The organism is Frankia sp. R82 (genome assembly GCF_023716925.1).
Taxonomy (GTDB): domain Bacteria; phylum Actinomycetota; class Actinomycetes; order Frankiales; family Frankiaceae; genus Frankia.
In genome coordinates this window covers 1-11,651 of sequence record NZ_JAMQQG010000338.1, presented here as the reverse complement: position 1 = coordinate 11,651, position 11,651 = coordinate 1, and the positions used below count along the sequence as shown (strand labels likewise).

Annotated in this window: 8 protein-coding genes; 5 read left to right on the top strand and 3 right to left on the bottom strand. The window is 71.9% G+C overall.

Annotated elements, in window-relative coordinates; all coding sequences use genetic code 11:
- Window positions 1-42 precede the first annotated feature (42 nt).
- Complete coding sequence (locus tag ND747_RS27710; RefSeq protein ID WP_374216341.1) at window positions 43-1,533, top strand: sensor histidine kinase; 1,491 nt, start codon at window positions 43-45, stop codon at window positions 1,531-1,533.
- A gap of 499 nt (window positions 1,534-2,032) precedes the next feature.
- Here the strand turns inward: ND747_RS27710 and ND747_RS27705 are convergent, their stop codons facing one another.
- Both ND747_RS27705 and ND747_RS27700 read right to left on the bottom strand, forming a co-directional pair.
- Window positions 2,033-4,360 carry a serine/threonine protein kinase gene (locus ND747_RS27705; protein ID WP_251737208.1) on the bottom strand — a complete coding sequence of 776 codons (2,328 nt, stop codon included), beginning with the start codon at window positions 4,358-4,360 and terminating at the stop codon, window positions 2,033-2,035.
- 560 nt (window positions 4,361-4,920) lie between these two features.
- Window positions 4,921-5,634 (bottom strand): IclR family transcriptional regulator, encoded by a 714-nt coding sequence (locus ND747_RS27700; protein ID WP_251737207.1) that lies wholly within the window; start codon window positions 5,632-5,634, stop codon window positions 4,921-4,923.
- A 246-nt stretch (window positions 5,635-5,880) separates the two neighbouring features.
- Between ND747_RS27700 and leuC the strand changes: the two genes are divergently transcribed.
- The 3 genes from leuC to ND747_RS27685 all read left to right on the top strand — a co-directional run bounded on the left by leuC (window position 5,881) and on the right by ND747_RS27685 (window position 8,700).
- On the top strand, window positions 5,881-7,278 hold the full coding sequence (leuC, locus tag ND747_RS27695; RefSeq protein WP_251737206.1) for a 3-isopropylmalate dehydratase large subunit: 1,398 nt from the start codon (window positions 5,881-5,883) through the stop codon (window positions 7,276-7,278).
- 96 nt (window positions 7,279-7,374) lie between these two features.
- Window positions 7,375-7,962: a 3-isopropylmalate dehydratase small subunit gene (leuD, locus tag ND747_RS27690; RefSeq protein ID WP_251737205.1), complete on the top strand. Its 588-nt coding sequence runs from the start codon at window positions 7,375-7,377 to the stop codon at window positions 7,960-7,962.
- A gap of 453 nt (window positions 7,963-8,415) precedes the next feature.
- Window positions 8,416-8,700 (top strand): HU family DNA-binding protein, encoded by a 285-nt coding sequence (locus tag ND747_RS27685; RefSeq protein ID WP_250643276.1) that lies wholly within the window; start codon window positions 8,416-8,418, stop codon window positions 8,698-8,700.
- A gap of 46 nt (window positions 8,701-8,746) precedes the next feature.
- On the opposite strand, the gene ND747_RS27680 is transcribed toward ND747_RS27685, so the two are convergent.
- The gene (locus ND747_RS27680; protein ID WP_251737204.1) at window positions 8,747-10,963 is read right to left on the bottom strand and encodes an RNA degradosome polyphosphate kinase; all 2,217 of its coding nucleotides are present in this window, start codon (window positions 10,961-10,963) and stop codon (window positions 8,747-8,749) included.
- Between the two features lie 211 nt (window positions 10,964-11,174).
- On the opposite strand from ND747_RS27680, the gene ND747_RS27675 reads away from it, so the two are divergent.
- Window positions 11,175-11,651, top strand: a 477-nt coding sequence (locus ND747_RS27675; protein WP_308204716.1) for a transglutaminase N-terminal domain-containing protein, incomplete at its 3' end; no start/stop codon positions are given.

Below are 11,651 nucleotides of genomic sequence, written 5' to 3'. Positions count from 1 at the left end.
GCCGCGGCCCAGCCGGCCGCGGCGACGGTGTCCACGCTGTCGATGCCCCCGGTGGACGGTGAGCCCGGCACGTCGAGCCCGATGCGCCGCCTGGCCGCGGTCCTCCCGCAGGGCCGTGGTCTGCCGGTCGAGGACTGGACTGCCCGACACACCCTGATGTGCCTGGTGCTGGCGCTGCACCTTCCGGTCATCGTCGGCTACGCCGTCATCGAGGGCCTGAGCGCGGGCCACGGTCTGCTGGCCGCGACCCCCCCGGGCCTGCTGTTCGCCGCGGCGGTGGTGCCGGGGCGGCGCCGGGTGCGCGCCCTGGCGGCGAGCCTGGGCCTGCTGTGTTGCTCGGTCGTGCTGGTGCACCTGTCCGACGGCCTGACGCCCATGTACTTCCACTTCTTCGTCGTGGTCGCCCTGATCGCGCTCTACGAGGAGTGGACGGTCTACCTGCTGGCGATCGGGTTCGTGTTCGTCGCGAACCTGGCGATGGGCAACATCGTCACCGACAGCTCGCAGACCCTGGACAACGCGTGGCTGCTCGCCGGCCTGCACGCCGGCTTCATCTTCGCGCTGGCCTGCGCGCAGATGGTCTTCTGGCATTACAACGAGCAGTCCCGCCGCCGGGTCGAGCACTACCGCCAGCAGCTACATGAGGGACAGCAGTCCCTCATGGCCCGGTTGGAGGAGACCGACCGGATCCGCAGCGACCTCGTCGCCACCGTCTCGCACGAGTTCCGCACTCCGCTGACGGGCATCCGGGGAAATCTGCTCACCATCCGGCGCCGCCGTGACCGGCTCACCGACGCCCAGCTCGACGATCTGCTCGACACCGCGGTGCGCCACTCCGACCGGCTCTCCCGGCTGCTGGAGAACATGCTCACGGCCGCCACGGCCACCGGTACCGACGAGACGACCATCGCCGACCTGCCCGAGGTCGTCCGGCATGTTCTGGCCGGTCTGCCCTACACCAGCTCGCCGAGCAGCGTCACGGTGGACCTGCCCACCCAGCTGCCCGTCCGGATGGCCCGTCAGGCCCTCATCCAGGTCGTCGCGAACCTCGTGGACAACGCGCTGGTGCACTCCTGGCCGGGCGCGCCGGTGCGGCTCATCGCCGGCCGGGTGGGCGACGAGGTCGTGTTGCGGGTGCGCAACCCCGGTCCGGACCTGGATCCCGACACGATCCGCCAGCTGTTCGAACCTTTTACCCAGCGAGATGGAACGGCTACACGATCCACGGACGGCGCCGGGATGGGCCTGTACGTCGTCCGCCGACTGGTCGAGGTGCATGGCGGGCGGCTGCGGATGTCGTCGGACAGCGGCGAGATCATCGTCGAGGTGAACCTCTGGGCGGCCACCGCCACCAGCGTCCCGCCAGCGGACGACGCGGAGCCGGACCTGCCGGTCCCCATGCCGTTGCCGCGCAGCCTACGGGTCGAGGACGCCCGCCCGCCGCGGCCGCTGGGCCGGGGGAGCCGCCCGGAGCTGCGTTCGTTGCCGTCCTCGGAGGACCTGCGCTCCCTGCCGATCGACCGGTTCGGCTGACCCCACGCGGGGCCGTCCTGCCAACCGCATGCCAACCGTGGCAGCTCCGCCTGCCACGTGGCCACCGCTCTTGGCGTCCCGTCCTCGTCCGTCACCTCAGAGCCGCCGCCGGGCTGTCACCGGGCCTGGCTACCAGCCGGGACAAGCCCTACCGGGCCCGCGGGGAGAGGGGGCTACCGGGGCGCCGTAATCGGGTCCGTGCCCGTTGTATCGACCGGCGACCCGCCTGGCGCTACCTGCCGCGGGTCGGGTGACGGAATGCGAGCGCGAAAGCATGCCCCAAGGACCCGTTCTGACTTCGGCCGCGTCGTCTCGGCTGCGTCACGGTGGCTTGAGACGGCCTCAGCGGTCACTGTGCGTCACGTTGGTGCTCGTGGTGTCACACCGGCGGCGGCATCGAGTGGACGCCTCACGTCGGCGCGTGGCGTCAGCGGTGGTGGGAAGGTGCGGGCTGGCGGAGAGGACAGCCCGCACCTCCGCGGGCGCAAGAGGCCTGCGCCTACTTCGCGGCCGTCGGCTTCGCGGCCGTCGGCTTCGTGGTCGGGGGCGGTGCGGGGGCGGTGCAGTTCAGGGTGAGGGTGATCGTGGTGGAGCCGCTGGGGCGCCGTCCGGTCGGTGTGTAGGCCGTGACCTGACTGGTGTAACCCTGGGGGCAGGCTCCGTTGACCCAGTAGAAGCCCTTGGCGCTCAGTGCGTTCTTCGCCCCGGCCTCGGTCATCCCGGTGACGTTCGGGACCACCGTGCAGTCGTTTCCCTGGACCTGTAGCGAGATGCGGGTGGTCTTCGCGACCCGCACGCCCTTGGGGCTCTGACGCACGACCGCGTCCACGGCTCCGGTGTCGTAGCAGTCGAACTTCTTGTCCACACCCTGGAAACCGGCCGCGGCCAGGGTGTTGACCGCGGCGTTGACCGACGTGCCCTCGGTGTTGGGGACCACCGCTGTCCCGTCGTCGGTCGGGGATGGCGAGGGGGGGCTGCCCGCGGTCGTGGCAGCGGAGGCCGCTGTCGCGGCCGCGGCGGGTGCGGTGGTGGCCGCGTGGTTCGCGGGGTTCGCCCCGGTGGACACGGGGTGGGCGCCAGGCTGGCCGACCACCCCGGCGTGGGTCGCCCCCGGGATCGCGATGACCCCGGGGGCCTGGCTGGTCGGATCGCCTGTGGTGCTCACGCTCGGGTTGAGCGAGACCTCGGTGCCGGTGGCCGCGCTCAGTGAGCTGTTCGCGTCGCCGTTCGAGGCAAGGGCCCAGCCGCCGGCCCCGGCGACCAGGGCGACGACGAGCCCCGCGCCGGCGGCGATCCGGGTGCGTCGACGGCGGTCGGCTCGCGGCCCGCCAGGCCCGCCGGGCCCGCCGCTGGACGGGGCGGGCTGCTGGTCGGGGGCAACCGCGGACATCACGGTGTTCGTGTCGGCGGCCGGCCCGCCTGAGCGGGCCGGAACGCGTACGGCAGGGCGCAGCCCGGTCGGCGCGTCGGCGTCGTCCCAGCCCGCCCGAGCACCGGTCCGGTTCCCACCGCCGCCGCCGAAGCCGCCGGTGCTGCCAGCGCCCGTCGCCCCGGCGATCCGGGTGCGTTCCGCGTCGGACTCCCAGCCCCGGCCGGTCCGTCCCGTGGCGGGGGGGAGACTGCCGGCGATCTGGGTGTGCTCCATGTCGTTCCAGTTCGCCCGGCTCTCACCGGCACCACCCGAGGCGCCCGACCCCGACGCGGCTGACGCCAGGATGGTGCTGGTACCCAGCGCGGTGGTGTTCAGGGCGCTGGTGTCCAGTCCGGTGGTGTTCAGTGCGCTGGTGTGCAGTGCGGCGCTGTCCAGTGCGGCTGCGCCACCGACACCGACCGGGTGCAGAACCCGCTGGGTGCCGGTCCGCACCGCGCCGCGGTGCGGGTGGGCGGCGACTGCCACGGTGGCGTAGCGCCCGGGCCGGGCCGCGGCCGGACCGATCGGCAGGCCGGCCGGCCCAGCCGATGCCATGCCGCCGCGCAGGACGGCGGCGAGGGCCTCGTCGAGCTCGTCAGCGGCCTCGGCGGCACTCATCGGCCGCTGCCGAGGCGACTTGGCCAGCATCCGGGACAGGACGTCCCACAACGGTGCCGGCACCCCCTGGATCAGCTCCGGCTCGTCCTCGCGGTGTGCCCGCAGGAGCTCGACCGGATTCGGCGAGTCGAACGGCGGCGATCCGGCGAGGATCTCGTAGAGCACGACACCGGCGGCGTAGACGTCGGCCGCGGCGGTCGGCGGGGCACCCGCACCGAGTTCCGGTGCCATGTAGAGGGGCGTGCCGACCGGGCCGGTCGTCTGCCGGGAATGCGGCCCGACCATCCGGGCGATGCCGAAGTCGGTGAGACGCACCACCGGGCGGTCCGGATCGGCCGTGTCGATGAGGATGTTCTCGGGCTTGACGTCACGGTGCACGATGCCGGCGGCGTGCACCCGGTCGAGGGCGTCCAGGGTGCCGATCGTGATGCCGACCGCCTCCCGGGCCGGCCGTGGCCCGAACTCCCGCAGGTGGGCGCGCAGGTCGGGGCCCTCGACGAGGTCCATGACCAGCGCCAGCGTGTCCGGCTCGTTGACCAGGTCGCGGACGGCGACCAGTCCGGGATCGTCCAACGTGGCGAGCAGGTCCCACTCGCGCAGGAACCGCTCGACGATCACCGGGTCATCGGCGAGCTCCCGCCGCAGCACCTTGATGGCAACCGGAGTGCCGTCGGAGACCCGTGCGCCCCGCCATACCTGGCCGGTCGTTCCCTGCCCCAGTACCTCGTGCAGCACGTACCGCGAACCGAGTCTGCGCACCGCGCCCTGCCCCTCCCTGGCGCCGCCCGTGGCGGTCATGCCTTTCGCCGGCACCGCCGTGGGCGCTTCTCGCCCGTTCGTGCGGAACCCGGAGATCATCTCCGAACCGGATGCATCCGGCGCTTCCGGCCGCCCATTCCGATGGTGCGGTGGACATCCGTCTGCTTACCGGGTGGCAATGGCCCGCTTGGACCATCCGATCTGACTCTCCGATCATCCGAGACGGACGACTCGAACAGGCTACGACGCCGAGGCTCCTCAACCCGCGGCGGGGCGGTGTGGCGGCCGGGTGACAGCCCGCTTGGCGTAGCCCGGGCCTGCATTCGTTGTGGGGTCCGAATGGGTGATGCCCATTATCCAACTGGGCCGCTGACCCGCGGATTACCAGCGGAATCGGGACGATGACCATCGTGGTCGAACGGCCGGAAGGCGGATCACACCCGTCCTGGCGCAACCATCCACCGATTTCCGGTGTCCGGCAGTTGACTGTCGCGGTGTCCGCCGGTTGGCCGTGTGGAACACGCGATTGTGGCCGATTCACCCACCCGGATGCGGTCGCTCGGTCGGTGACCTTCGCTCAGCGGGAGACCGTCGTCCGCCTAGCCGGAGACCGCCGTCGCCGACAGCCGCTGTGCGGCCGCGACCACCGCCGGGCCGTGGCGATGTCCCGGCGTGCGGGTGAGCCGCTCCAACGGTCCGGACAGTGACACGGCAGCGATCACTGCTCCGTCCTCGCCGCGGACCGGCGCCGACACCGAGCCGAGGCCGGTCTCCCGCTCACCCACGCTCTGCGCCCAGCCTCGTTCCCGTACCTGGGCGAGCACCGCCGCGTCGAAGGGGGCCGCTTCGAGCAGGTCCGGCTCGGGCTCGTCGGCGAACGCCAGCAGGACCTGGGCGCCGGACCCCGCCGTCATCGGCAGCGCCGCGCCGACCGGCACGGTGTCGCGCAGCCCGCTGGCCCGTTCGGAGGCGGCCACGCACAGCCGCAGGGCGCCGCGGCGCACGTAGAGCTGGGTGCTCTCGCCGGTGGCATGGCGCAGCTCGGTGAGGATCTCGTCGGCCCGGTCGACCAGCTCCCACGGCAGGGGGGACGCGAAGCCGGCGGCAGCCAGTCGCGGGCCGGCGACGAAACGGCCGGCCGGGTCGCGTCCCACCAGCCGGTGCACCTCGAGTGCGCTGGCCAGCCGGTGTGCCGTCGCCCGGTTGAGCCCGGTGTGCGCGACCAGCTCGGCGAGTGAGACAGGGCCCTGCTCGACGGCGGCGAGGACCAGGGCCGCCTTGTCAAGCACACCGACTCCGCTAAGCTGTTTCATAAGCTGATACTGCCATCCTGCATCCTGAGACGACAAGCGCCGACAGGACAAGCGCCGACAGGACAAGCCCCGGTGTCCACCATCCGGACCGCGGGCGTCCGGACGGGCAGGCCGCATCCGCCGGTAGGTGGGTCGGCCGGCCGGCGATCGTCGGCGCGGCGGAGTCCGGCGGCAGGAGGCGGCACGCGGCATCGACGAGCGGCGTCGGACGACGAGCGCCGGAAACCGGAAGGGAGCGGGCCGGTCATGGGTCGCACACTCGCGGAGAAGGTCTGGGACGCCCACGTGGTGCGCCAGGCTGAGGGTGAACCGGATCTGCTGTACATCGATCTGCACCTGGTGCACGAGGTCACCTCGCCGCAGGCCTTCGAGGCGCTGCGGCTGGCCGGGCGGCCGGTTCGCCGGACCGACCTGACCGTCGCCACCGAGGACCACAACGTCCCGACGACCGACACGCTGGCGCCGATCGCGGATCCGGTGTCGGCCGCGCAGGTCGAGGCGCTGCGCAAGAACTGCGCCGAGTTCGGGGTGCGGCTGTATCCGATGAACGATCCCGGCCAGGGGATCGTGCACGTGGTCGGTCCGCAGCTCGGCCTGTCCCAGCCGGGTATGACGATCGTCTGCGGGGACAGCCACACCTCCACCCACGGCGCGTTCGGCGCGCTTGCCTTCGGGATCGGCACCAGCCAGGTCGAGCACGTGCTCGCCACCCAGACGCTGCCGCAGCGGCGCCCGAAGACGATGGCCGTCACCGTCGAGGGCGACCTGCCCGCGGGGGTCACCGCCAAGGACCTGATCCTGGCGATCATCGCCCGGATCGGCACCGGTGGCGGCGCCGGGCACGTCATCGAGTACCGCGGCGCGGCGGTCCGGGGCCTGTCCATGGAGGGCCGGATGACCGTCTGCAACATGTCGATCGAGGCCGGCGCGCGGGCCGGCATGATCGCCCCGGACGAGACGACCTTCGCCTACCTCGCCGGCCGCGAGCGGGTCGCCACCGGCGCCGACTGGGACGCCGCCGTCGCCTTCTGGCGCACGCTGTCCTCCGACCCGGACGCCGTGTTCGACCGGGAGGTCGTGATCGACGCCACGACCCTCACCCCGTACGTCACCTGGGGGACCAACCCGGGCCAGGCCGCCCCGCTGGGCTCGCCGGTGCCGACCCCCGAGGACTACGCCGACCCGGCGGCCCGGGCCTCGGCGCAGCGGGCGCTCACCTACATGGGCCTGACGGCCGGCACCCCGCTGTCCGAGGTCGCCGTCGACACGGTGTTCATCGGTTCGTGCACCAACGGTCGGCTCAGTGACCTGCGGGCCGCGGCCGACGTGCTGCGCGGGCGCCAGGTGGCCGAGGGCGTGCGGGTGCTGATCGTGCCCGGCTCCATGCGGATCAAGGCCGAGGCGGAGGCCGAGGGGCTGGACGAGGTGTTCGAGGCGGCGGGCGCGCAGTGGCGCAGCGCCGGCTGCTCGATGTGTCTCGGGATGAACCCGGACACGCTGGCGCCCGGGGAACGCAGCGCGTCGACGTCGAACCGCAACTTCGAGGGCCGGCAGGGCCAGGGCGGGCGAACCCATCTGGTCTCCCCGCAGGTGGCCGCCGCCACCGCCGTCACCGGCCGGCTCACCGCTCCGGCCGACCTGTAACGCCCGGCCGCGCCGGATCGCCCGGCCGCCGCCGTGGCGGCCGTCCGCATCGCCCCTCATCGCCCTCGCCCTACCGCAGAAAGGAGCGTTTCCCTGATGGAGGCGTTCACGACCCACACCGGACGGGCCGTGCCGCTGCGCCGCAGCGACGTGGACACCGACCAGATCATCCCGAGCGACTGGCTCAAGCGCATCGAGCGCACCGGCTTCGGCGCCGGCCTGTTCTCCGAGTGGCGTACGGACGAGAACTTCGTGCTGAACAACCCCGCCTACGCGGGAGCGTCGATCCTGATCGCCGGCGTCGACTTCGGCACCGGCTCGTCGCGTGAGCACGCCGTGTGGGCGTTGCAGGACTACGGGTTCCGCGCGGTCATCTCCGCCCGGTTCGCCGACATCTTCCGGGGCAACGCGCTGGGTAACGGCCTGCTGCCCGTCCAGCTGCCGGCACAGATCGTGGAGAGCCTGCAGACGGCGGTCGAAGGCGACCCGGCCGTCGAGATCACGGTCGACCTGGTCGCACGGGAGGTGCGCGGGGCCGGGATCACAGCGTCGTTCGAGCTGGACGACTTCACCCGCTGGCGGCTGCTGGAGGGCCTCGACGACGTGGGCCTGACCCTGCGGCACGAGGAGCACATCACCGCGTTCGAACGGACTCGACCCGCCTGGCTGCCGACCGCTGGCTGACCGGGGATCCACCCCCGTGCGTGTCCCCACGACGTCGTTGGCGAGAATGTGGTGTAAATCACATTGTCGTCAACGACGGGGTGCGGGGCCGTTGGCGGCTTGCCCTGTGGTGTCGGCATTCCATCCGTCGATCATCGCCCGAGGCATTTGGATGGCTACGTAGCAGAGCGGGCTTGGCCGGGTTGAAGGCGGCTGGCGACCAAAGCGTGACATTGAGCCCAAAAATTTCCATGACACTCATTACTGAAAGTGACGAATCTACCGGATGGTTGGAGTCGTTCCCACACCGCGCATCCCGGCGCCCACTGCCATGAACGCGATGACGTGCGGGTTTGTGTGACGCGACACGGTGGCGGGAATTGCCCTCGACAGTGGAGATGCCTACGGTGCAGCGCAGTGTGATGCCCGATCTGCTCCCCACCCCGCGCTCTGCGGGGGCGTCCGGAGGTTGTTGTGAACAAGTCCCAGTTGGTTGACCGCATCGCCCAGCAGATCGAGGGCGGACGGTCGAACGCCACCAAGGCCGTCGACGCGGTGTTCGACGCGATCCAGGAGGCCGTCGCCAGCGGCGAGAAGGTGACGATCACCGGTTTCGGCGTGTTCGAGCGGGTGGAGCGGGCCGCCCGCACCGGCCGTAACCCGGCGACCGGCGAGCCCGTGCACGTCGCCGCCTCCGTCGTGCCGAAGTTCCGGCCCGGCTCGGAGTTCAAGTCCAGCGTCTCGGCGAGCACCGACTGACCGGCGGTGCGGGCGCCGGTCAACGCTGGCCAGGCCAGCCGACCGACTACCGGTGCCCGCGCCGGACGGCCTGCGTCATGAGGTCATGCTGGTAGTCGGCGAGCCGGTTGTCGTCCGACCCGCTGGTATGACGCTCCCACCGGCCGTCGGGCTGCAGGTCCCAGGCGGACACCGCGTCGGAGAAGGCGTGGTCGAGCAGGCCGCGCACGATGTCGCGGTCCGCCGACTGGCCCACCCGCACGAGTGCCTCGATCCGCCGGTCCAGGTTGCGGTGCATCATGTCGGCGCTGCCGATCCAGAACTCGTCGGACGAGGCGAACTCCAGCACGCGGCTGTGTTCGAGAAAGCGGCCGAGAATGGATCGGACGCGTACGGTCTCCGATAGTCCGGGCACGCCAGGACGCAGTGCGCAGATTCCGCGGACCAGGCAGTGCACCGGCACGCCCGCCTGGGAGGCGTGGTACAGCGCGTCGATCACCTGCTCGTCGACGAGGCTGTTCACCTTCAGTCGGACCCCGCACGGACGGCCCTGCGCCGCGGCCCGTGCCTCGGCGTCGATGCGGGCCAGGATGCCCTCGCGCATGTGCTGCGGGGCGACCAGCAGCGAGCGGTACTCCGTCTGCCGGCTGTAGCCGGTCAGCACGTTGAACAGGTCGGTGAGGTCGGCCCCCACCCCCGGGTCGGCGGTCAGCAGGCCCAGGTCCTCGTACAGGCGGGCGGTCTTGGGGTTGTAGTTGCCGGTGCCGACGTGGCAGTACCGGCGCAGCCCCCCACGTTCCTGCCGCACGACCAGGCAGGTCTTGCAGTGGGTCTTCAGCCCGATCAGGCCGTAGACGACATGGCAGCCAGCCCGCTCCAGTTCCCGGGCCCAGCGGATGTTCGCGCTCTCGTCGAACCGGGCCTTGATCTCGACGAGGACGACGACCTGCTTGCCCGCCTCGGCGGCGGCGACGAGCGCGTCCACGATCGGCGAGTCGCCGGAGGTGCGGTAGAGCGTCTGCTTGATGGCCAGCACCTGCGGATCAGCCGCGGCCTGTTCGATGAACCGCTGCACCGAGGTGGTGAACGAGTCGTATGGATGGTGGACCAGCACGTCACCCTCGCGCAGCACCGCGAAGAAGTCCGGGGTCTCCCCGTCCTCGGCGGACAGCCGCGGGTGGGTGGTCGGAACCCGCGGCGGGTCCCGCAGCTCCGGGCGGTCCAGCCCGTAGAGCGCCCACAGCGCGGACAGGTCGAGCATGCCCGACACCCGGTGCACCTCGCGCTCGGTCACCTCGAGCTCGCGCATGAGCAGCGCCAGCAGGTCGGCGTCGATGCCACTGTCCACCTCGAGGCGGACCGCCGGGCCGAAGCGGCGCCGGGCCAGTTCCCGCTCGAGTGCCTGCAGCAGGTCCTCCGCCTCGTCCTCCTCGACCTCGAGATCGGCGTTGCGGGTGACCCGGAACAGATGCGAGTTGATCACTTCCATGCCGGGGAAGAGCTGGTCGAGGTGGGCGGCGATGACCTCCTCGAGCGGCACGAAACAGGCCTGCCGGACCGGCTGGTCGTCGCCGTGCTCCCCGGCCCGGCGGGCGCCGCCGGCCGCCGGACTGTCAAGCTCCACCGGCACCAGCCGCGGGACGTTCTGCGGCACCTTCACCCGGGCGAAGTGGTCGGTCTCGCCACCCGGCTCCCGCACCTGCACGGCGAGGTTCAGCGACAGCCCGCTGATGTAGGGGAACGGGTGGGCCGGATCCACGGCCAGCGGGGTCAGCACCGGGAAGATCTGCTCGTGGAAGTAGTCGTGCAGCCGCTCGCGCTGGGACTCGGTGAGCTGGGACCAGAACCGGATGCTGATCCCCGCGTGGGTCAGCGACGGCACCACCTCGTCGGTGAAACAGCGGGAGTGCCGGCGGGACAGCTCCGCGGTCGTCCGGCTGACCAGGGCCAGCTGCTCGCGGGCGCTGAGCCCGTCGGCGGAGCGCACGGCGAGCCCGGTCGCCTCCCGGCGCATCAGCCCGGCCACCCGCACCATGTAGAACTCGTCCAGGTTGCTCGCGAAGATCGCCAGGAACTTCGCCCGCTCCAGCAGCGGCGTGGCGACATCCTCGGCGAGCGCGAGCACCCGGGCGTTGAAATCCAGCCAGGACGTCTCACGGTTGATGAAACGGTCCGCGGGGAGATCGGACGGTGCAAGCGGGCGGGGCGCCTCCAACGGCTCGAGCAGACCGCTGCGGGCCTTGCGCTGCGGCTGCTCGGATCTGGTCGCCATCAGCTCGCTCATGACACTAGATGGTGCCAGTCTCCGGCGAGCTCGGCACTGCGGGCGAACGACCCGGAAAAGCCGTCCGCCCCGTCGTCGGCGCCGCGAGCCCGGGTACGCCCCACCCGCATGGCACCGTAGTGAGCGGCCGGTCGCGATGACAGCATCCTCCGGCCGGTTCGACCGGGCCGAGTTAACGGTCTGGAAACACCCGGCGGCGACGATCGGCAGCGTGACCGAAACATCGGGTGCCACGGCGCCGGCCCGGGAGATCGGGGACGCGGGTCCCGGTGGCGTGACGCCGGCCCAGCACGTGTCCGAACTCACAGCGGTCGCACCGGATCTGACCGGGCTGCCCGCCGGCACCCGGGTCACCTATCAGATCTCCCAGGGCCTGCGCTACACCTACGACGGCGAGGCGGTCGATCTGACGCACCGGCTCGTCGTCGTCCCGCCATCGCGCCACGGCGACCAGACCGTGGGGGCGGCGAGCCTGGCGGTGTCGGCACCGAGTGCCGAGACCACCTGGCAGCGCGGTGCGGACGGCCTGCGGGTGGCCACGATCCGGCTCGCCCAGGTGCCACCCCGGCTCGACTTCGACGTCGAGGTCACCCTCGACCGCGTCGGCGGCGGTCCCAGACCCGCCCTGCGGGCCACCGCGCTGGGCGGGCGGCGGCTGTTGGCCCCGACCCCGCTGACGGCCCCGGAC

Excerpts from the sequence above, each read along its gene's own strand:
- ND747_RS27700 (WP_251737207.1), bottom strand. The coding sequence starts at position 5,634 with ATGAAACAGCTTAGCGGAGTCGGTGTGCTTGACAAGGCGGCCCTGGTC.
- leuD (WP_251737205.1), top strand. The coding sequence starts at position 7,375 with ATGGAGGCGTTCACGACCCACACCGGACGGGCCGTGCCGCTGCGCCGC.
- ND747_RS27705 (WP_251737208.1), bottom strand. The coding sequence starts at position 4,360 with ATGACCGCCACGGGCGGCGCCAGGGAGGGGCAGGGCGCGGTGCGCAGA.
- leuC (WP_251737206.1), top strand. The coding sequence starts at position 5,881 with ATGGGTCGCACACTCGCGGAGAAGGTCTGGGACGCCCACGTGGTGCGC.
- ND747_RS27680 (WP_251737204.1), bottom strand. The coding sequence starts at position 10,963 with ATGAGCGAGCTGATGGCGACCAGATCCGAGCAGCCGCAGCGCAAGGCC.
- ND747_RS27710 (WP_374216341.1), top strand. The coding sequence starts at position 43 with ATGCCCCCGGTGGACGGTGAGCCCGGCACGTCGAGCCCGATGCGCCGC.